We start from the raw sequence: 20,098 nt of genomic DNA on the forward strand, positions 1-20,098 counted from the left end.
TCGTACGCGTGCAGGTCCCCATTGAAGCAACAGTTCGAGCCCGTTGGGTGAAGGAGTGGGGCGGATCTCGGTAGTCGGGGGCTCCGCCGGGTGGCAGGGTGGGGGGACGCGTCCCCGGCCACCCGTCATCGGAAGGCACAACGGATCATGTCCCGTCTCGACGACCTCCGCTTCCGCGCCGCGACCGCCTTCCAACGGCGCGTCGCCAACCCGCTCACGCGCCGTCTGCCGTTCCACACGCTCCTGGAGACCACCGGACGCGTCTCCGGTCTGCCGCGTCGCACGCCGTTGGGCGGGCGGCGCGTCGGGGACTCCTTCTGGCTCGTCTCCGAGTTCGGGGAACGCTCGCAGTACGTCCGCAACATCAAGGCCGACCCGCGGGTGCGGGTGCGGATCCGCGGGCGGTGGCACCCGGGTACGGCTCATCTGCTGCCCGACGACGACGCCGTCGCCCGGCTGCGTTCCCTTCCCCGGTTCAACAGCGCGGGCGTGCGGGCGTTCGGGACGAGTCTGCTGACGGTGCGGGTGGATTTCGACGCGTAGGACCCCCTCGACGCTCAGGACCCCTCACCCCGGCCAGACGATCGCCTGCACCTCGCTGTACGCGTGCAGCGCGTACGACCCGACGTCCCGCCCCACCCCGCTCCTCTTGAACCCCCCGAACGGCGCCTCCATGTTGCGGCCGACGGTGTTGATGCCGACGCCTCCGGCGCGCAGGCGCCGGGCCACCCGGAAGGCCCTCGCCACATCGCCCGACCAGACGTAGTCGATCAGGCCGTAGTCGCTGTCGTTGGCCAGGGCGATCCCCTCGTCCTCCTCCTCGAAGGGGATGACGACGACCACCGGGCCGAAGATCTCCTCCCGGGCCACCCGCATCGCGTTGGTGCAGTCGGCGAGGAGGGTCGGGCCGACCCAGAAGCCCCGGTCCGGCAACGGGCGTCCGGAGCCGCCCGCGACGACCACCGCGCCCTCCTCGCGGCCCAGTTCGACGTACGACTCCACCCGGTCCCGGTGCTCGGCCGAGATCAGCGGACCCACGACCGTGTCCGGCTCCCTCGGATCCCCCACCGGCAGCCGGCCGGCGTACGCGGCCAGCCCCTCCACCACCCGCTCGTACACCCCCCGCTGCGCCAGCACCCGTGTCGGCGCCGTGCAGATCTGGCCGCTGTAGAAGGAGAAGGTCGTGCCGATGCCCGCCACCGCCGAGCCGAGGTCCGCGTCGTCGAAGACGAGGGCCGCGCCCTTCCCGCCCAGCTCCATCAGCTGCCGTTTCATGCCCCGCCCGCACACCTCGGCGATGCGCTGCCCCACCGCCGTGGAGCCGGTGAAGCTCACCATGTCGACGTCCGGGGACGCCACGGCCGTCTCGCCCACCTCCACCGAGCGGCCGGAGACCACGTTCACCACCCCGCGCGGCACGCCCGCCGCCTCCAGCGCCTCCGCCATCCGGTAGACCGACAGGGGGTCCTGCGGGGCCGGTTTCACCACCACGGTGTTGCCCATGGCGAGGGCCGGGGCGACCTTGCCGGCCGTGTTCGCCCACGGGTTGTTGTAGGAGGTGACGCAGGTGACGACGCCCACGGGCTGGCGCACCGCCAGCGCGCCCATCACCCCCGCCCTGCCCATCGGTCCGGCCTCGTTGATCTGCGGCGGGATCGCCCACTCGGCCGGCTCCACGCGCGCGTACCGGCGGAAGCGGGCCGCCGCCACCCCCACCTGCATCCCGCGCGCCGTACCGGTCGTGGCGCCCGTCTCCGCCCGGGCGAGTTCGGCGTACGGCACCAGGTGGCCGCGGATGAGGTCCGCGGCCCGCGCCAGCACCGCCGCCCGCTCCTCCGGCGCCGTACGCGACCACGGGCCGAAGGCCTCGCGGGCCGCGGCGCAGGCCGCGAGCACCTGCTCCCTCGAGGCTTCCGGCGCCCACCCGACGGTCTCCTCGGTCGCCGGGTCGGTCACCGGGTAGTGGCCGGCGGCCGGGTCGACCCACTCGCCGGCCACGAAGAGCCGCTGCCCCTCGCTCACACCGGTCCCGCCGGTCCCGTCGGTCTTGTCCGTCACTTCGTGGCCACCGTCCGCGTGTCCCGGCCCGAGCGCAGCACACGGCCGGGCACCTCGCCCGTCACCACGTCGTTCCGGATGGCCGCGACGCCGTTGACCCACACCGCCCGCACGCCGATCGCCCGGGAGTCCAGGCGCGGACTGTCGCCGGGCAGGTCGTGGACCAGGGTGGCCCGGCCCGCGTCGATCCGTTCCGGGTCGAAGAGGACCAGGTCCGCGTGGAAGCCCTCCGCGATCCGGCCCCGCCCGCCCAGGCCGAACAGCCGCGCCGGGTCGTCCGTCAGCATCTTCACCGCCTGCTCCAGGCCGACCAGCTTCCGGCCGCGCAGACAGTCGCCGAGGAACCGGGTGGTGTACGGGGCCCCGCACATGCGGTCCAGGTGGGCGCCGGCGTCGGAGCCGCCCAGCAGCACGTCCTCGTGCCGCCAGGTCTCCGCCCTGAGCGCCCAGGACGCCGGGTCGTTGTCCGTCGGCATGGGCCACAGGACCGTCCGCAGGTCGTCGGCCGCGCAGACGTCGACGAGGCAGGCGAAGGGGTCCTGGCCGCGTTCCGCCGCGATGTCCTTCACCACCCGGCCGGTCAGGCCGCGGTTCGCCGCGCTGTACGTGTCGCCGATGACGTACCGCCCGAAGTTCGTCAGCCGCCGGAAGACGCCCGCCTCCCGGGAGCCGGCCCGGCGCAGCATCTCCGCCCGTACGGCGGGGTCGCGGAGCCTGGCGATCCGCTCGGGCACCGGCAGGCCGAGGATGTCGCCCCAGCCGGGGATCAGGTTGAGGGCGCAGAAGGTGCCCAGGGACATGTTCATCGGGGTCAGGATGGGCATCGTCAGGGCCACCACCCGGCCGCCCGCCTTCCTGGCCCGCTCGCTCGCCGCGAGCTGGCGCGGGACGCGCTCGGGGACGGCCGCGTCGACGGTGAGGACGTTCCAGTTCAGGGGGCGGCCGGCGGTCGCGCTCATCTCCACGAACAGGTCGGTCTCGGCGTCGCTGAACTGGTCCAGGCAGCCCGCGACGATCGCCTCGATCTGGGTGCCCTCGTGCTCGCCGACGGCCTGTGACAGGGCCAGCAGTTCGGCCGGCCGCGCGTGCCGGGAGGCGACCGGCTGCCCGTCGCCGTCGGAGTGGGTGGAGGACTGGGTGGTGGAGAAGCCCCAGGCGCCCGCGTCCATCGCCTCGTGCAGCAGCCGGACGATCCGCGCGAGCTGCTCCTCGCTCGGCTGCCCGCCGACCGCCTCCGGGCCCATCACGTACCGCCGCAGCGCGCAGTGCCCCACCATGAAGCCCGCGTTGACGGCGATCCGGCCCTCCAGGGCGTCCAGGTACTCGCCGAAGGAGTGCCAGTTCCAGGGCGCCCCCTCCTCCAGGGCGACCAGGGACATGCCCTCCACCTTGGACATCATGCGGCGCGTGTAGTCGGCGTCCTCGGGGCGGTCGGGGTTGAGCGGCGCGAGGGTGAAGCCGCAGTTGCCGGCGGCGACCGTGGTCACGCCGTGGTTGAGGGACGGGGTCGCGTACGGGTCCCAGAAGAGCTGGGCGTCGTAGTGCGTGTGCGGGTCGACGAAGCCGGGGGCGAGGACCAGCCCGGAGGCGTCCTCCCGGGTACGGGCGGCCTCGGCGACCCTGCCCACGGCGGCGATCCGGCCGTCCCGTATGCCGACGTCGGCGGTGCGGGCGGGCGCGCCGGTGCCGTCGACGACGGTCGCGCCTTTGATGACGTGATCGAGCATGGACCTTGCCTCCTTGAACTCCGGCGCGGTGGACGTGCGTCAGGGGCGCGGGGCGGTACCGGCCTGCGGCCGCGCCGCGTGGGCGCGTCCGGCCCCGGACGGCCCGCACCCCGCGACGGTGATCAGGCCCCTTGGCGGAACCGCGTCGTCCGGTGGACGGGGTCCGTGTCGATCTTCGGGATCACGTGCTCCCCGATCAGCCGGATCGTCTGCAACGTCTCCTCCTTCGGCACCCCCACCGGCAGCCCGAAGCTCAGCTGGTCCGCGCCCGCCTGCTCCCACCGCTTGCACTGGCGCAGCACCTCGTCCGGGTCGCCGCAGATCAGCAGCTCCTCCTCGACGAGGAGTTCGACGAACTCGGCGGTGTACTCGGGCAGTGTCTCCGGCCAGGCGGGGAAGCCCTCGGGGCGCGGGAAGGTGTCGTGGTAGCGGAAGACCAGCGACGGCAGGTAGTGCAGCCCGCCGTTCACGGCGATCTCGATCGCCTCGTCGTGCGTGGGCGCGCAGATCGCGGTCGTCGTCACCATCACGTTGTCGTTGACGAAGTCCCCGACGGGCTCGGCGTTCACGACGGCCGTCTTGTACTGCTCGAGCACCCACTCCATGTCGGACACCTTCTGGATGCTGAAGCCGAGCACTCCGAGCCCCTTGCGCGCGGCCATCGCGTACGACGGCGGCGACCCGGCCGCGTACCACATCGCGGGGTGGGACTTTCCGTACGGCTTGGGCAGCACCTTCCTCGGCGGGAGCTGCCAGTGCTTGCCCTGGAAGCCCTCGTACTCGTCCTGGAGCCACATCTTGGGGAACTCCGCGATGGTCTCCTCCCAGATCTCCTTGGTGTGGTTCATGTCGGTGATGCCGGGGAGGAAGCCGAGGATCTCGTGGCTGCCCGCGCCGCGTCCGCTGCCGAACTCGAAGCGGTTGCCGCTGAGGTGGTCGAGCATGGCGACCTTCTCGGCGACCTTGACGGGGTGGTTGACCTGGGCGAGCGGGTTGAAGATCCCGGAGCCGAGGTGGATGCGCCGCGTCGCGTGGGCGAGGTAGCCGAGGAAGACGTCGTTGGCGGAGAGGTGGGAGTACTCCTCGAGGAAGTGGTGCTCGGAGGCCCAGGCGTACTTGAAGCCGGAGCGGTCCGCCTGGATGACGTACTCGGTCTCCTCCATCAGCGCCTTGTGCTCGGCGAGCGGGTCGGTCTCGGCGCGCTTGCCGACGTATCCCTGTACAAAGAGCCCGAATTCCAAGGAGGTTCACCGTCCCCAGTTATTTCTGACGCATCGTCAGATTGGCTTGCCGCCGACTGTGGCACCGGCCGCGTGGACCGTCAATAGCTGACTAGGCGTCAGATGACGCTCACCCCGGCCAGCCATCCCCCGTCGATCACGAACGGCTGCCCGGTGATGTAGGAGGAGTCGTCGCAGGTGAGGAACAGCGCCAGCCGGGCCACCTCCTCCGGGCGGCCGATCCGGCCCAGCGGCACGAGCTTGCGGTACAGCCCGTCCAGGGCCTTCGCGGTCTCCTCGGCGTCCCCCGCCGGGTCCAGGACGGCCGGATTGGACATCGCGGTGTCGATGGCGCCGGGGCACATCGCGTTGACCCGGATGCCGCGCGGCGCCAGCTCCAGGGCGGCGACCCGGGTGAGCCCGAGGATCGCGTGCTTGGTCGCCGCGTACGCGCCCACCGCCGCCATCCCGGTCAGGCCGGTGTACGACGCCGTGTTCACGATCGTGCCCCCGTCGGCCATCACCGGCGCCACCGTCCGCACGCCGAGGAAGCAGCCGACCTGGTTGACCCGTACGACCTCCATGAACTCGTCGAGAGGCGTGTCGGTGAGGGAGTTGAAGCGCAGGATGCCGGCGTTGTTGACCAGGCCGTCGACGCGGCCGTACGCCCGCTGCGCCGCCTCCGTCGCCTGCCGCCAGCCGTCCTCCTCGCGGACGTCGAGGTGGACGTAGAGCGCGCCGATGTCCTCGGCGAGGGCCCGCCCCTGCTCGTCGAGGACGTCGGCGACGACGACCCGCGCCCCCTCCGCGGCGAAGAGCCGCGCCTCCTGCTCGCCCTGCCCGCGTGCGGCGCCGGTGACGATGACGACCCGGTCGTCCAGCTTGCCCATGGCTCTCCTCAGTGGGTGTCCCTCAGGTGCGGGGCGACCTCGGCCCCGAACGCGTCGATCTGGTCGGTGAGTTCGGTGCGGCCGCGGCAGCGGAAGCGGACCTGGATCTGGTCGACGCCCATCGCGCGGTAGGCGCGGAGGGAGTCGGCCAGCCGCTCCGGGGGCCCGCTGAGGGTGCGGCGGCCGACGTCCCAGGCGGGGTCGCCGACGTGGAGGGGCTCGGTGATGGCGCCGACGGTGAAGGGGGTGTCGCGGCCGGCCTCCTCGCGCAGGCGCCGGATCCGGTCGATCCGCGCGGGCAGGCGCTCCCTCGGGTCCCCCTGCGGCAGCCAGCCGTCGCCCTTGAGGGCGGCCCGGCGGACGGCGGCGGGGGACGACCCGCCGACCCAGAGGGGGACGTGGGCCTGGGCGGGGCGGGGCCGCTGGCCGAGGTCCTCGAAGTCGTACCGCTTCCCGTGGTGGGAGGGGAACTCCTGCGGCCCGAGGGCGGCGCGGAGGGCGTCGATCGTCTCGTCGAGGACACTGCCGCGCTGGGCGAAGTCGACGCCGAGGGCCTCGAACTCCTCGGGGACGTGCCCGGCGCCGACGCCGAGGACCAGCCGGCCGCCGCTGAGGTGGTCGAGGGTCGCGTACTGCTTGGCGGTGAGGAGGGGATGGCGCAGGCCGACGACGGCGACGTGACTGAGCAGGCGGACGCGTTCGGTGACGGCGGCGAGGTGGGCGAGGGTGGCGACGGGGTCGTACCAGACGGTGCCCATGGCGTCGGCCAGGCGGCGCGGGACGGCGACGTGGTCGCAGCAGGCGACGTAGGCGAAGCCGGCCCGGTCGGCGGCGCGGGCCACGGCGACGAGGTCGGCGGGGCCGGCGTCGGCCTCCCAGGGCTCGGCGTAGAGGGCGGACCGGGACTGGACGGGGAGCTGGATGCCGTACTCCAGGCCGCCCGCCCGGCCGTTCTCCGGGGCGGTCGTCAGGCCGCTCTCCGGGGCGGTCGGGCCGTCGTGCGAGCCGGTCACCGCCTCCCACCGGGCCACAGGCCCTCCTTCGTGAGGCCCAGCAGGTCGATGGCGTTGCCTCGGACGATCCGCTCGACGACGTCGGCGTCCAGGTGGCCCATCTGCGCCTCTCCGACCTCCTTGGACTTCGGCCAGGTGGAGTCGGAGTGGGGGTAGTCGGTCTCGTACAGGACGTTGCCGGCGCCTATGGAGTCGAGGTTGCGCAGTCCGAAGGCGTCGTCGAAGAAGCAGCCGTAGACGTGCTCGGCGAACAGCTCCGACGGCGGGCGGTGGACCTTGTCGGCGACCCCGCCCCAGCCGCGGTTCTCCTCCCAGACGACGTCGGCGCGTTCCAGGATGTACGGGATCCAGCCGATCTGGCCCTCCGCGTACATCACCTTGAGGTTCGGGAAGCGCTCGAACTTGCCGCTCAGCAGCCAGTCGACCATCGAGAAGCAGCAGTTGGCGAAGGTGATGGTGGAGCCGACGGCGGGCGGGGCGTCGGCGGAGGTGGACGGCATACGGCTGCTGGAGCCGATGTGCATGGCGATGACGGTGCCGGTCTCGTCGCAGGCGGCGAGGAAGGGGTCCCAGTCGTCGGTGTGCACGGAGGGCAGGCCGAGGTACGGGGGGATCTCGGAGAAGGCGACGGCGCGCACGCCGCGTTCCGCGTTCCGCCGCACTTCCCCGGCCGCCAGTTCGGCGTCCCACAGGGGGATGAGGGTGAGGGGCACGAGACGGCCGTGGGCCTCGGGGCCGCACCACTCCTCCACCATCCAGTCGTTGTAGGCGCGGACGCAGAGGAGGCCGAGTTCGCGGTCGGCGGCCTCGGTGAAGGTCTGGCCGCAGAAGCGGGGGAAGGTGGGGAAGCAGACGGCGGACTGGACGTGGTTGACGTCCATGTCGGCGAGGCGGGCGGGGACGTCGTAGGAGCCCTTGCGCATCTGCTCGTAGGTGATGACCTCCAGCCTGATCTCGTCCCGGTCGTAGCCGACGGCGGTGTCGAGCCGGGTGAGGGGGCGGTGGAGGTCCTCGTAGACCCACCAGTCGCCGACGGGGCCGTCGTCGCTGCCCGGCGTGCCCATGACGGGCTTGAAGCGGCCGCCGAGGAAGGTCATCTCCTTCAGCGGGGCGCGGACGACGCGGGGGCCGGTGTCGAGGTACTTCTTCGGCAGGCGGTCCTGCCAGACGGTGGGGGGTTCGACGGTGTGGTCGTCGACGGAGATGATCTGCGGCAACGGGGTGGCGGGGTGGATGTCCGTGGTCTCCATGGGGGCACGGTAGCGCTGATCTGACGGTCCGTCAGCTACCGCTGCACGGTGGCCGGGCGACCTCCGCGCGGCCTGTGCGCGGTGTCCGGTGGGCGGGTGTGGGCGAACGTGTGCGAAGAGCGTGTGGCGGGTGTGTGGACTCCCGAGAGCCGGCTTGTGATCGGCGTCTCTCACGGCTGACGGTTCCGGCATGGACAGGGCAAACTGACCTGGTTGTTCGGAATGCCTAGGGAGACCCCCATGGACGACCGTGTACCGCGCGTGCCGGAGCAGAGGCGTCCCGGCTCCTCCTCCTCGGCGGAGCCGGCGATGTTGCGCTTCGACGTGCTCGGCCCGGTGCGCGCCTGGCGCGGCGAGGAGTCGCTGGCCACCGGTTCTCCCCAGCAACGTGCCCTCCTGGCCGCCCTGTTGCTGCGCGAGGGCCGGACGGCGACGGCGGCCGAGCTGATCGACGCGCTGTGGGGCGAGGAGCCGCCCTCGCAGGCGCTGGCGGCGGTGCGGACGTACGCGTCGCGGCTGCGGAAGGTGCTGGACCCCGGCGTCCTGGTGAGCGAGTCGGGCGGGTACGCGGTGCGCGGGCTCGGCGAAGGCGCCCTGGACCTGGCGGTGGCGCAGGAACTGGCGACGGAGGCGGAGAAGGCGCGCGGGGCCGGGGACCTGTGCCACGCGCGGGAGGTGCTGAACCGGGCGCTGGCACTGTGGAACGGCGAGGCGCTGGCCGGGGTGCCGGGCCCGTACGCGGAGGCGCAGCGGGTCCGCCTGGAGGAGTGGCGGCTGCAACTCCTCGAATCCCGGCTGGACATGGACCTGGAGCAGGGCTGCCACGCGGAGGCGGTCTCCGAACTGACGGCGCTCACGGCGGCGCACCCCCTGCGCGAACGCTTCCGTGAGCTGCTGATGCTGGCGCTCTACCGCAGCGGCCGGCAGGCGGAGGCCCTCGCGGTGTACGCGGACACCCGGCGGCTGCTGGCGGAGGAGCTCGGCGTCGACCCGCAGCCCGCCCTGCGCGAGCTCCAGCGCCGTATCCTCCAGGCCGACCCGGACCTCGCGGAGCCGTCCGCCCCGGCGGCCGAGCCGACGTCGGCACCGGTGCGCCCGGCGCAACTGCCGGCGACCGTCCCCGACTTCACCGGCAGGTCGTCCTTCGTGGCCGAACTGAGCGAGGTGCTGGCGGGCGCGTCCGGTCCCGAAGGGGCCGGGAGCGGCCGGGTGATGGCGGTGTCCGCGCTGGCGGGCATCGGGGGCGTGGGCAAGACGACGCTGGCGGTGCACGTGGCCCACCGGGCACGCTCGGCCTTCCCCGACGGGCAGTTGTACGTCGACCTCCAGGGCGCGGGCGGGAGGGCCGCCGAACCGGAGACGGTCCTCGGCTCCTTCCTGCGGGCCCTGGGCACGGCGGACTCGGCGATCCCGGACTCCCTGGAGGAACGGGCGGCGCTCTACCGCTCGGTCCTCGACGGCCGGCGCGTCCTGCTCCTGCTGGACAACGCCAGGGACGCGGCCCAGATACGTCCGCTGCTGCCCGGCACGGCAGGGTGCGCGGCGCTGGTCACCTCCCGGGTGCGGATGGTGGACCTGGCCGGGGCCCATCTGGTCGACCTGGACGTCATGTCCCCCGACGAGGCGCTGGCCCTGTTCACGAAGATCGTGGGGCAGGAGCGGGTGGCCGCCGAGCGGGAGGCCGCGCTGGACGTCGTCGCGGCCTGCGGCTTCCTCCCGCTGGCGATCCGTATCGCCGCGTCCCGCCTGGCCGCCCGCCGCACCTGGACGGTGTCGGTGCTCGCGGCGAAGCTGGCGGACGAACGGCGCCGGCTGGACGAACTCCAGGCCGGGGACCTGGCCGTGAAGGCGACGTTCGAGCTGGGCTACGGCCAGCTGGAGCCGGCCCAGGCCCGGGCGTTCCGCCTGCTGGGCCTGGCGGACGGACCGGACATCTCCCTGGCGGCGGCCGCGGCGGTGCTGGACCTTCCGGTGGAGGAGACGGAGGACCTGCTGGAGTCGCTGGTGGACACGTCGCTGCTGGAGTCGGCGGCGCCCGGCCGCTACCGCTTCCACGACCTGGTCCGGCTCTACGCGCGTGCGTGCGCGGAACGGGACGAGTGGCCGCCGAGCGAGCGGGGGGCGGCGTTGTCGCGGTTGCTGGACTTCTACCTGGCCACCGCGGCGGGGGTCTACGCCATCGAGCGGCCCGGGGACCGGCTGGTGAACCATCTGGAGGGGACCGAGTACCCGCGACTGGGCTTCGAGGACCGTCATCGGGCCCAGGACTGGCTGTACTCGGAGGCGAACTGCCTGCTGGCCTGCGTACGCCAGTCCGTCGGCGGTGACGTCCTGCGCAGGGCTGTCGACCTTCTCTGGGCGAGCAAGGACCTGGCGGAGTCGGGCGCCAACGCCAGGGAGTACGAGGCGGCGGCACGCACGCTGTGCGACGCGGCGCGTGACATGCGGGACGCCCGCGCGGAGGGCCGGGCGCGGACGGCACTGACCCACGCGCACGTCGTCGCGGGCCGCTTCAAGGAGGCCGACGACGAGGCCCGGCAGGCCATGGAACTGGCGGCCCGGGCGCGTGATCCCCTGCCCGGTTGCTGCGCCCCGAACGACCGCGGCATCATCGCCATCTACGAGAACCGGCACGCCGACGGCGAGCGCTACCTCCAGCAGGCGATCGACAACTTCCGGGCCGACGGCAACGACGTCGGCGAGGCGAGCGCGCTCTGCAACCTGTCCCGAATTCACCTGGCCACCGGGCGCACCTCCAGCGCCATCGAACTCGCCCAGCAGGGCATCGACATCTACGACCGCATGGGCCTGACCCTGCGGCTGGCCAACGGCCGCTACGCACTCGGCATCGCCCTGACGCAGGCCGGCCGGCTGTCGGAGGCACTGGAGCAGCTCACCGAAGCGCTGGCCCTGTTCCACGACAACCGCCAGCCGCTGTGGGAGGGCGTCACGCACTTCCGGATCGCCGAGGCCCATCTGGCGGCACAGCGCCCGACGCTGGCCGCCGGCCACGCGGAGCAGGCGATCGCCCTGCGGGGCATCGGCGGGGAATGGCGGCGCGGGACGGTCCTCACCGTCCTGGGCAAGGCACTCGCCGCCGTCGGCCAGTCGGACCGGGCCAGGGCGTGCTGGCAGGAAGCCCTGTCCATCTACGAGCGGTTGGGATCCTCGGAGGCGACGGAGGTCCGTACGCTGCTGGCGCCCGCAGCGGCGGCCTAGGTGTAGTGACCCGCGGGGTCGTTCACCCGGCTGACGGGGGGCCGGCCTCCGCGAGCGACACGACCCGGCCCCGGCTCCGGCACCGTTCATCGTTCGTTTATCGCCACGCGGCAGGCTTGCCCCAGTCGATCCGTCGCGTCGGGGGGCAGACGGATCGTGACGAGGCCGCACCGTTAGGGTGATCGGCCCGGCAGTACCGCCCGGCGGCCCTCGGGGGAGCCGCCGGGCGGTGCTCCATCCGTTCTAGCCCGTACTTCGCTGGAGTTGACACCATGAGCCAGGCCGAGAAGAACGACGATGTCGTCAAGCCGTTGGACAACCACGCCTCCGTCGTCGAGGAGGGTGTCCTCGCCGCCGCCACCGAGAAGCGGCCGGAGCCCGAGTCCGAGGTGACCACCATGGACAACCACGCCTCGGGTGGCACGGTCAAGCTCCTCGACAACCACGCGTCGGACGAGACGGCCTGAGCGACATCCCGACCGGGGGACCGGCCGCGGCGGCACGGAGGGGAGCCGCCGCGGCCGGGGTGTGTCCGCGCACCCGCCACGGCGCGGAGCGCACACCGCGCACGTGTCACGCCAGTCCCCGCAGCTCCCCCTTCACCACCTTCCCGCTCGCGTTCCGCGGCAGTTCCGCCACGAAGCGCACCGCCCGCGGCACCTTGTAGTTCGCCATCTCCCGGCGTGCCCAGGCGATCAGGTCGTCGCCCGTCACCACGGCCCCCGGCCGCCGGACCACGTACGCCCTGCCGACCTCGCCCAGCCGCGCGTCCGGGACGCCGACGACCGCCACGTCCGCCACGTCCGGGTGCAGGCCCAGCAGTTGCTCGATCTCCGCCGGGTAGGCGTTGAAGCCGCCGACGATGAACATGTCCTTGACCCGGTCGGTGATGCGGAGGTTGCCGGCCTCGTCCAGGACGCCGACGTCCCCGGTCCTGAGCCAGCCGTCCTCGCCCAGGACCTCCGCCGTCGCCGCCGGGTCCTCGTAGTAGCCGCGCATGACGTTGAAGCCGCGGACCAGGACCTCCCCGGGCACCCCCGGTCCCCGTACCGCCCCCTCGGCGTCGACGACCCGCACCTCCGTCCCGGGGATCGCGCGCCCCGACGTCGACGCGATCACCGACGGCTCGTCCCCCCGGCGGCACATCGTGACGACACCGCTCGCCTCCGACAGCCCGTACGCCGTCAGCACGGTCGAGACGCCCAGCTCGCCCCGCAGCCGCTCCACCAGCCGCAGCGGCACCACCGCCGCGCCGGTCACCACCAGCCGCAGCGCCGAGAGGTCGTAGGTGTCCCGGGAGGGGTGGTCCAGCAGCGACTGGTGGAGGGTCGGCGGGCCCGGGAGGACCGACACCCGTTCCGACGCCACGTTCGCCAGGACGGTGTTCACGTTGAACACCGGCTGGGGGATCATCGTCGCGCCCCGCATCAGGCAGGCGATGACGCCCGCCTTGTAACCGAAGGTGTGGAAGAAGGGGTTCACGATCAGGTAGCGGTCGCCCCGGCGCAGCCCGGCCAGGCCGGACCAGATCCCGTACGCCCGCAGCGTCTGCGCGTGGGTGATCACCGCGCCCTTCGGGCGGCCCGTCGTGCCCGAGGTGAAGACGATGTCCGAGGGCAGGTCACCGGTCACCGCGTCCGCCCTCGACCGCGCCTGAGCCGCTCCCACGCCCTCCCCGCCGGCCAGGAAGTCCTTCCACGTGCGAAAGCCCGGCGGCGCGTCCTCGGACAGGACCACCACCGTCTCCAGCGCCGGCAGCCCGCCCAACGGCCCCTCCCCCGGCCCCTCCCCGGCCGCCCGCCGCAGCGACGCCACGTACGACGTCCCCAGGAACGTGCCCGTCACGAACAGCAGCCGGGCGCCACTGCGGGCCAGGACATCCGCCGCCTCCGCGCCCTTGAAGCGGGTGTTCAGCGGCACCAGCACCGCCCCCGCCGACACCGCCCCCAGCGCCGCCACCATCCAGTCCAGGGAGTTCGGGGCCCAGACGGCGACCCGGTCGCCCGGCTCCACCCCGTGCGCCAGGCAGGCCGCCGCCGACCGCTCCACCCGCGCGCCCAGCTCGCCGTAGGTGATCCGGGTACGGCCCTCCACCACCGCCTCGACGTCCGCGTACCGGTTCGCCGCCCACCGGACGAGTCCGGGGATCGTTCCCCACTCCGCGTCACCGCGCACGACGGCCTCCCCACTCCCGATAGCTGACTGACCGTCAGATTAGCTGTAACCTGACGCACTGTCAGCCGCCCCTTGCGGTACGTGGAGGTGCCCCAGCATGACCGGTCTGAAGGACGCCACCGCCGTCGTCGGCATAGGCCAGACCCCCTTCGCCAAGCACCTCCCGGAGGACGAGAAGACCCTCGCCTGCCGTGCCGTCCTCGCCGCGCTCGACGACGCCGGCATCGCGCCCGGCGAGGTCGACGCCCTCGCCTCCTACACCATGGAGGAGACGGACGAGGTGGAGCTGGCGAAGGCGGTCGGCCTCGGGGACCTCACCTTCTTCAGCCGCGTCCCCTACGGGGGCGGCGGCTCCTGCGCCACCGTCGCCCACCTCGCCTCCGCCATCGCCTCCGGGCAGGCGACGGTGGGGGTCGCCTGGCGGTCACGGAAGCGCGGCAGCGGGCCCCGGCCCTGGACGAACACCGCCGTGCAGCTGCCCACCCCGGCCCAGTGGACCCGGCCCTTCGGCCTGCTGCGGCCCGTCGACGAGATCGCCATGCTCGCCCGCCGCTACATGCACGAGTACGGCGCCACCCGGGACCACCTCTTCAACGTCGCCCTCGCCTGCCGCAACCGCGCCAACCAGAACCCCGCCGCCGTCATGTACGCACGGCCCCTCACCCGCGAGTCCTACATGACCGCCCGCTGGATCAGCGAACCCCTCTGCCTGTACGACAACTGCCTGGAGACGGACGGCGCGCTGGCCTGCGTCGTCGTGAGCCGCGAGCGCGCCCGGGACTGCCGCCACCGGCCCGTCTACGTCCACTCCGCCGCCCAGGGCCTGCCCGCCCAGCACCACGGCATGGTCAACTACTGGAACGACGACCCGCTCACCGGCCCCGCCTGGACCGCCGCCCGGCACCTGTGGAAGCACGCCGACTTCACCCCGCAGGACGTCGACGTCGCCCAGATCTACGACGCGTTCACCCCGCTCGTCCCCCTCTCCCTGGAGGGGTACGGCTTCTGCGGCCGGGGCGAGGGAGGCGCGTTCACGGAGGGCGGCGCGCTGGAGACCGGCGGGCGGCTGCCCCTCAACACCGGCGGGGGCGGGCTCAGCGAGGCGTACGTCCACGGCTTCAACCTCATCAACGAGGGCGTGAAGCAGCTGCGCGGGACGAGCACGGCCCAGGTGCCGGGCGCCGCCACCTGCCTGGTCACCGCCGGCGAGGGAGTCCCGACCTCCGCCCTGCTGCTGAGGAGTTGAGATGCTCGAGCCCCTCGTCGACACCGACGGCGCCCCCTTCTGGCAGTACGCCGCCCGGGGCGAACTGCGCGTCCAGAGCTGCGCCGGCTGCGGCGAGCCCCGCTTCCCGCCCCGGCCCTGCTGCCCGCACTGCCAGTCCTTCGCGAGCGAGTGGACCCCGGTCTCCGGGCAGGGGCGGATCTGGTCCTACGTCGTCCCTCATCCGCCCCTGCTGCCGGACTACGCCGAGCACGCGCCCTACAACGTCGTACTGGTGGAACTGGCCGAGGCACCGAGGATCCGGCTGGTCGGGAACCTGGTGCGGGAGGCCGGGGCACCGCTCGGCTCCGTGCCGTCCGAGCGGCTGCGCATCGGGGCCCGCGTGCGGGCCGTGTTCGACGTGGGCGGACCCTCCCCGTGCCTTCCCCAGTGGGTGCTGGAGCGGCCGTGAGCCTGCGGACCAGCACCGACGAGGACACCGGCGTCGCCGTCGTCACCCTCGACCGGCCGGACCGGCTCAACGCCATCGACCTCGGCATGGCCCGCGAACTGACCGCCACGTGGCGCGCGTTGCGCTTCGACGACTCCGTGCGGGCCGTCGTCCTCACCGGCTCGGGAACGCGCGCCTTCTCCACCGGGATCGACCGGGACGTCGTCGTACCGCAGCCCGGCTCCCCCTACATGCAGGACGACCCGCTCCTCACCATCGGGCCGAAGGCGAACGACCTGTGGAAGCCGGTCGTCGCCGCCGTCGAGGGGATGGCCTGCGGAGGCGCCTTCTACCTGCTCGGGGAGTGCGAGTTCGTCGTGGCCGGCGCCGACGCCGTGTTCTTCGACCCGCACACCACCTACGGGATGGTCAGCGCCTACGAGTCGGTGCTCATGGCCCAGCGGATGCCGTACGGGGAGGTGGCGCGGATGATGCTCATGGGGACCGCCGAGCGGATCTCCGCCCGGCGGGCGTACGGGATCGGGCTGGTCTCCGAAGTCACCGAGGCGGGCGGGGCGTTGGCCGCCGCCACCGCCTGTGCGGCCGTCGTCGCCGGGTATCCCGCCGCCGGTGTCCAGGGCACCGTACGGGCTCTGTGGGCGGCGAGGGAGGCGGCGTGCGCGGCCGGGTTCGCGCAGGCGCCGCATCTCATCTCCCTGGGGAACCTGCCGGCCGAGCGGCAGGCGGAGCTGTTCGCCGCCCGGCGGAGCAGCGGGTTCCGGGTGCGGTGAGGCCCCGTCAGTCGGCCGGTGCGTACCGTTCCGGTTCGCAGTGCTCGACGTCGGCCGCCAGTCCCGAGTGCGACAGGGGAATCCGTACCTCCCGCGTCGCGTTCGCGGCGACGAACTCGTCCACGGTCCGCAGGTCGACCTGCCGGGAGTCGGCGGCCAGGAAGGTGACCGTGACGGTGAAGTAGGCGCCGCGGGCGTTCGGGTTGGCGATCTCGACCGTGGCGTACTCATCGGCCTCGGTCGCGCAGCTCACCAACGTGACCTTGGCGTCGCGCAGGGTCTGGGAGGTGCCCCCGGAGGACCTGCCGGTGCCGTTCGAGGTGTCGTCGGTGTCGTCGTGGTCCTGGCCGGAACTGCTACAGCCGCCACCGCTCTTGCCACTGCCGCTCTTGCCGCTGCCGCTCTTGCCACTGCTGCTCTTGCCACTGCCGCTCTTGCCGCTCCCCCCGCTGCTCCCCGTGGAGAACCCGGTCAACGCGAGCACCACGAGTGTCAGCACGGCTGTGAGCCGCAGGCCGCTCCTCCGTCGCTTCATGCGGCCACCCTAGAGAGGGCCTGTCACGGCCATGTCACCACCTGGCGATGGCCGCGTACCCGGCGTAGCGTCTGCGGTGAGAGAGGCGACCGAGCCGCTCCCCGACACGGCGGCCGCCGTCTGGATCCCCTTCCGTGCGCCCGGTACGACGGCCGTCGGCGGCCGGCGCGCTCAGGCCGTCCGCGCGGTCCCGGTCCCCTTCTCCGCGTCCAGCGCGTACACGCACCGGTCCTTGCTGCACGCGTACACCACCCCGTCCCGGACCACCGGGGAGCCGGTGATCTCGCCGCCGGTGGCGAGCTTCCAGCGCAGGCGGCCGTCGTCGGCCTTCAGGGTGTACAGGAGGTGGTCGGTGGAGCCGAAGTGGATGCGGCCCTCGGCGACCGTGGGCGCGCCCACGATGTCGCCACCGGCCTGGAAGCGCCACTTGGGCGTGCCCGTGACCGCGTCCAGCGTGTAGAGGCCCTTGCCGCTGCCGACGTGGACGTGGCCCCCGGCGACCAGCACCGGGTCGATGGAGGCGCGGGCCTCGGTGGCGATGCGCCAGCGGTCGCGGCCGTCGGTGGCGTCGAGGGCGTAGACCGTGCCGAGGTAGTCGGCGAGGTAGACGCCGCCGCCCGTGACGGCCGGGCCGGGGACGAAGGCGGGCGGGGAGAGGAACACCGCCGGGGCCTCGAAGTGCCAGCGCACCATGCCGCTCGCCGTGTCGACGGCGAGGACACGGGTGCCGGCGGAGATGTAGGCGTAGCCGTCGGGGGCGGAGGTGACGCGGACCGGGACGCCGCCGCAGGAGGCCGTGTCACCGATGGGGTACGACCAGCGCTCGTCGCCGGTGCGGGCGTCCAGGGCGCGCAGACGGGCGTCCTGCCAGACGTAGACCGTGCCCTCGTGCAGGGCGGGGCCGGCCTCCGGGGACTCGAAGTCGTTCTGGCAGCCGGTGACCTCCCACAGCTTCCGGCCGGTGGAGGCCTCCCAGCCCTGCACCCCGCCGCCGCGGGTGCCGGTGACGACCGTGCCCCGCTCGGCCTTGAGGCAGTACACCCAGGCGTCCGTCGGCAACCGCCACAGGTCGGTGCCCTCGCGGGCGTCCAGGGCGAACAGGGTGGGGCCGTCGGAGGCGTGGATACGGCCGTCCGCCACCGCCATCGACCAGGCCACGTCCCGCGTCTTGAAGCGGCGGCGGCCGGTGGCCACGTCCAGGGCGTGCACCTCGAAGGAGGTGACGTAGACGAGGTCGCCGTCGACGGCCGGGGTGCCCCAGACGTCGTTGGACATGCGGAAGCGCCAGGGGCGCCAGCCCGCCGGGGTCTCCGGGGGGGCCGGCGGGGCGGGCGGCACGGCGGCGGTGTCGGCGCCGTTGACGCCGGGGCGAAGCCGGGTCCAGTGGGCGAACAGGGCGGGCTCGGGCGCGGACGCCCTGACGGCCGCGGTGGCCCGGACGTCGGCGACGCGCGGGCCGGGGCCGATCGGGACGGCCACGCCGGCCAGCCGGACGGGGCCGGTGTCGGGGACGCCGACCGCGACCGACGCGGGCTCGGGCGCCGGGGGAGCCGGGATCACGGGGTCGCGCGAGGGCGGGGGCGGTACGGGCCGGGCCATGCCCACGCCACCGCCGCCGCCACCGCCCGCGGCGGGCGCCGACTTGGCGGGCGGACGGCCGCCACGACGGGACTCGATCAGGGCGACCGCCTTCTCGGGCAGCCACGCCGACGCCGTACCGCTGTCGTCGGAGCCGGAGCCGAAGAGGTGGGGGGCGAGCTGGGCCTGGAGGTCGGCGGGGCTGGGGCGGCCGGTGGCCTCCATCTGCATGCAGGACTCGATGAGCGGGCGCAGCTCGTCCGGCAGGCCCTCCAGGTCCGGGCCCTCGCGCAGCAGCATGAAGACCGTCTCGACCGGGTTGGCGCCGTGGAACGGGGGGTGGCCGGTGGCGGCGAAGACGAGGGTGGAGCCGAGGGAGAAGACGTCGCTGGCGCCGGTGACGCTGCGCGAGTCCTTGGCCTGCTCAGGGGACATGTAGGCGGGGGTGCCGACGGCGACGTTCGTCATCGTCAAACGCGTGTTCGACACGCCGGACGCGATACCGAAGTCGATCACCCGGGGGCCGTCCTCGACCACCAGCACGTTCGACGGCTTCAGGTCGCGGTGGACGAGCCCGGCGCCGTGGATCGACTGGAGGGCCTCCGCGACGCCCGCCGCCAGCCAGCGCACCGCCTGGGCCGGGAGCGGCCCGCACTCGTTCACTATCTCCTCGAGAGAGGGCGCGGGCACGTACGCGGTGGCCAGCCAGGGCACGGCGGCGCGCGGGTCGGCGTCGACGACCGCGGCCGTGTAGAAGCCGGAGACCGCCCGGGCCGCCTCCACCTCGCGCGTGAAGCGCACGCGGAAGAGCTGGTCCTCGGCGAGCTCGGTCCGGACCGTCTTGATCGCCACGCGCCGGCCCGAGGCCGAGCGTGCCAGATAGACCAGCCCCATGCCGCCGGCACCCAGCCGTCCCAGCACCTCGAACGGCCCGATCCGCCGCGGATCGTGCTGCGTCAGCTGATCCACCACTTGCCTGCCACCTCCCCGTACGAGCCGCGTCACCCATATGTGTACGCGACCCCGTGCAGCGTCTCACCACCGCACCGCCATGGCGGCACGCACCCCGATTCTTCCTGGCCGGGCCACCGGTTGCGAACCCCGTGACAATCGGGGTGTCTCATTTCATATACCGACAAACGGGACGGCTCAGCGTTGCAGAACCGCGAACGACGCCCCTTGATTGTCCGTGACGACGGCCACCGTTCCGTACGACGCGGTGAACGGGCCCGCCTGGACGCGTCCGCCGAGCCGGCTCACCGCGCCGAGCGCCGCCTCGCAGTCCGCGACGCCGAAGTGGACGAGGAAGTGGGGCGGCATGACCTCCGGGAAGACGTCGGCGACCGGCGCCCGGCCGAAGTCGGGGTCGGCGCCGGGGCCGAACAGGGCGTCGTGGAAGAGGTGGCCGTAGAAGGTGTTGGCGGTCCCGGTGTCGCGGGCGTAGAGCTGGGCCCAGGCGAAGGTGCCGGGCCGGTGGCGGACGCCGAAGCCCTGGTGGACGCCCGGCTGCCAGAGACCGAAGACGGCGCCCTCCGGGTCGGTGGCGAGGGCTGCGGTGCCCAGGTCGCCGACCGGCAGCGGCGCCATGAGCACCTGGCCGCCGGCCACCTGGATGCGGCGGGCGGTCGCCTCGGCGTCCGGGGTCGAGAAGTACACCGTCCAGACGGTGGGCATGCGGCCGTCCGTCTTGGGAGCGAGCGCGGCGACCGGTTCGCCGTCCAGCCGGGCCCACACGGAGGCGCCGTACGCCGCCTCGAAGGTCCATCCGAAGAGCTCTCCGTAGAACCGCCTGCCCGCGTCCACGTCGGGAAGCTGCGCGTCCACCCAGCAGGGGACGCCCTCTGCGTACACCGATGCCCTGTTTTCGGCCATACAGCCAACCTAGCGGCGCGGCACGCAAGCCGCAGACCAGGCACACCCGTCTCCGCGCACCCGCGCACCCCATTTGCAGTCGGCCGAATAGCGCTCCGATCACCCCTCGGTAAGC

Annotated in this window: 16 protein-coding genes; 6 read left to right on the forward strand and 10 right to left on the reverse strand. The window is 73.3% G+C overall.

Features of this window, described 5'->3' with window-relative positions:
* The first annotated feature begins 147 nt into the window (after positions 1-147).
* Positions 148-543 carry a nitroreductase family deazaflavin-dependent oxidoreductase gene (locus ACF1A1_RS23655; RefSeq protein ID WP_392002460.1) on the forward strand — a complete coding sequence of 132 codons (396 nt, stop codon included), beginning with the start codon at positions 148-150 and terminating at the stop codon, positions 541-543.
* A gap of 24 nt (positions 544-567) precedes the next feature.
* Here ACF1A1_RS23655 and ACF1A1_RS23660 read toward each other — a convergent pair whose 3' ends face one another.
* The 6 genes from ACF1A1_RS23660 to ACF1A1_RS23685 all read right to left on the reverse strand — a co-directional run bounded on the left by ACF1A1_RS23660 (position 568) and on the right by ACF1A1_RS23685 (position 8,158).
* Positions 568-2,058, reverse strand: a complete 1,491-nt coding sequence (locus ACF1A1_RS23660) for an aldehyde dehydrogenase family protein (RefSeq protein ID WP_392002461.1) — start codon at positions 2,056-2,058, stop codon at positions 568-570.
* The gene (locus ACF1A1_RS23665) at positions 2,055-3,785 is read right to left on the reverse strand and encodes an amidohydrolase family protein (protein WP_392002463.1); all 1,731 of its coding nucleotides are present in this window, start codon (positions 3,783-3,785) and stop codon (positions 2,055-2,057) included. The genes ACF1A1_RS23660 and ACF1A1_RS23665 overlap by 4 nt, the downstream gene beginning before the upstream one ends.
* Before the next feature lie 122 nt (positions 3,786-3,907).
* Positions 3,908-5,026: an LLM class flavin-dependent oxidoreductase gene (locus tag ACF1A1_RS23670; RefSeq protein ID WP_392002464.1), complete on the reverse strand. Its 1,119-nt coding sequence runs from the start codon at positions 5,024-5,026 to the stop codon at positions 3,908-3,910.
* A gap of 98 nt (positions 5,027-5,124) precedes the next feature.
* Positions 5,125-5,895 carry an SDR family NAD(P)-dependent oxidoreductase gene (locus tag ACF1A1_RS23675; RefSeq protein WP_392002466.1) on the reverse strand — a complete coding sequence of 257 codons (771 nt, stop codon included), beginning with the start codon at positions 5,893-5,895 and terminating at the stop codon, positions 5,125-5,127.
* 8 nt (positions 5,896-5,903) lie between these two features.
* Complete coding sequence (locus ACF1A1_RS23680; RefSeq protein WP_392002881.1) at positions 5,904-6,830, reverse strand: LLM class F420-dependent oxidoreductase; 927 nt, start codon at positions 6,828-6,830, stop codon at positions 5,904-5,906.
* Between the two features lie 74 nt (positions 6,831-6,904).
* Entirely contained in the window at positions 6,905-8,158 is a 1,254-nt protein-coding gene (locus ACF1A1_RS23685) for an amidohydrolase family protein (protein WP_392002468.1), read from the reverse strand.
* A 240-nt stretch (positions 8,159-8,398) separates the two neighbouring features.
* Here ACF1A1_RS23685 and ACF1A1_RS23690 point away from each other — a divergent pair, with 240 nt between their 5' ends.
* Positions 8,399-11,377, forward strand: a complete 2,979-nt coding sequence (locus ACF1A1_RS23690; protein WP_392002470.1) for a BTAD domain-containing putative transcriptional regulator — start codon at positions 8,399-8,401, stop codon at positions 11,375-11,377.
* Positions 11,378-11,649: 272 nt separating this feature from the next.
* Positions 11,650-11,844, forward strand: coding sequence for a hypothetical protein (locus ACF1A1_RS23695; protein WP_392002471.1), 195 nt, complete (start codon positions 11,650-11,652; stop codon positions 11,842-11,844).
* A 106-nt stretch (positions 11,845-11,950) separates the two neighbouring features.
* On the opposite strand, the gene ACF1A1_RS23700 is transcribed toward ACF1A1_RS23695, so the two are convergent.
* A complete protein-coding gene (locus tag ACF1A1_RS23700) occupies positions 11,951-13,552 on the reverse strand; it encodes a FadD3 family acyl-CoA ligase (RefSeq protein WP_392002472.1) in 1,602 nt (533 codons plus the stop codon).
* 97 nt (positions 13,553-13,649) lie between these two features.
* On the opposite strand from ACF1A1_RS23700, the gene ACF1A1_RS23705 reads away from it, so the two are divergent.
* Genes ACF1A1_RS23705 through ACF1A1_RS23715 form a run of 3 tightly spaced genes read left to right on the forward strand, consistent with a single transcriptional unit; the run spans position 13,650 to position 15,998 of the window.
* Positions 13,650-14,798 carry a lipid-transfer protein gene (locus tag ACF1A1_RS23705; protein ID WP_392002474.1) on the forward strand — a complete coding sequence of 383 codons (1,149 nt, stop codon included), beginning with the start codon at positions 13,650-13,652 and terminating at the stop codon, positions 14,796-14,798.
* 1 nt (position 14,799) lies between these two features.
* Positions 14,800-15,228: a Zn-ribbon domain-containing OB-fold protein gene (locus ACF1A1_RS23710; RefSeq protein WP_392002475.1), complete on the forward strand. Its 429-nt coding sequence runs from the start codon at positions 14,800-14,802 to the stop codon at positions 15,226-15,228.
* The gene (locus ACF1A1_RS23715) at positions 15,225-15,998 is read left to right on the forward strand and encodes an enoyl-CoA hydratase/isomerase family protein (protein ID WP_392002477.1); all 774 of its coding nucleotides are present in this window, start codon (positions 15,225-15,227) and stop codon (positions 15,996-15,998) included. Before ACF1A1_RS23710 ends, ACF1A1_RS23715 begins: the two co-directional genes overlap by 4 nt.
* A gap of 7 nt (positions 15,999-16,005) precedes the next feature.
* On the opposite strand, the gene ACF1A1_RS23720 is transcribed toward ACF1A1_RS23715, so the two are convergent.
* From ACF1A1_RS23720 to ACF1A1_RS23730, 3 genes are all read right to left on the reverse strand, one after another.
* On the reverse strand, positions 16,006-16,533 hold the full coding sequence (locus ACF1A1_RS23720) for a hypothetical protein (RefSeq protein WP_392002478.1): 528 nt from the start codon (positions 16,531-16,533) through the stop codon (positions 16,006-16,008).
* A 171-nt stretch (positions 16,534-16,704) separates the two neighbouring features.
* Positions 16,705-19,083 carry a PQQ-binding-like beta-propeller repeat protein gene (locus ACF1A1_RS23725; RefSeq protein WP_392002480.1) on the reverse strand — a complete coding sequence of 793 codons (2,379 nt, stop codon included), beginning with the start codon at positions 19,081-19,083 and terminating at the stop codon, positions 16,705-16,707.
* Between the two features lie 177 nt (positions 19,084-19,260).
* Positions 19,261-19,983 (reverse strand): VOC family protein, encoded by a 723-nt coding sequence (locus tag ACF1A1_RS23730; protein WP_392002482.1) that lies wholly within the window; start codon positions 19,981-19,983, stop codon positions 19,261-19,263.
* Positions 19,984-20,098 lie beyond the last annotated feature (115 nt).

The organism is Streptomyces sp. NPDC014995 (assembly GCF_043080745.1).
In the GTDB taxonomy this organism is placed as follows: Bacteria; Actinomycetota; Actinomycetes; order Streptomycetales; family Streptomycetaceae; genus Streptomyces.

Excerpts from the sequence above, each read along its gene's own strand:
- ACF1A1_RS23655 (WP_392002460.1), top strand. The coding sequence starts at position 148 with ATGTCCCGTCTCGACGACCTCCGCTTCCGCGCCGCGACCGCCTTCCAA.
- ACF1A1_RS23665 (WP_392002463.1), bottom strand. The coding sequence starts at position 3,785 with ATGCTCGATCACGTCATCAAAGGCGCGACCGTCGTCGACGGCACCGGC.
- ACF1A1_RS23730 (WP_392002482.1), bottom strand. The coding sequence starts at position 19,983 with ATGGCCGAAAACAGGGCATCGGTGTACGCAGAGGGCGTCCCCTGCTGG.
- ACF1A1_RS23675 (WP_392002466.1), bottom strand. The coding sequence starts at position 5,895 with ATGGGCAAGCTGGACGACCGGGTCGTCATCGTCACCGGCGCCGCACGC.
- ACF1A1_RS23710 (WP_392002475.1), top strand. The coding sequence starts at position 14,800 with ATGCTCGAGCCCCTCGTCGACACCGACGGCGCCCCCTTCTGGCAGTAC.
- ACF1A1_RS23685 (WP_392002468.1), bottom strand. The coding sequence starts at position 8,158 with ATGGAGACCACGGACATCCACCCCGCCACCCCGTTGCCGCAGATCATC.
- ACF1A1_RS23720 (WP_392002478.1), bottom strand. The coding sequence starts at position 16,533 with ATGAAGCGACGGAGGAGCGGCCTGCGGCTCACAGCCGTGCTGACACTC.
- ACF1A1_RS23690 (WP_392002470.1), top strand. The coding sequence starts at position 8,399 with ATGGACGACCGTGTACCGCGCGTGCCGGAGCAGAGGCGTCCCGGCTCC.
- ACF1A1_RS23705 (WP_392002474.1), top strand. The coding sequence starts at position 13,650 with ATGACCGGTCTGAAGGACGCCACCGCCGTCGTCGGCATAGGCCAGACC.
- ACF1A1_RS23695 (WP_392002471.1), top strand. The coding sequence starts at position 11,650 with ATGAGCCAGGCCGAGAAGAACGACGATGTCGTCAAGCCGTTGGACAAC.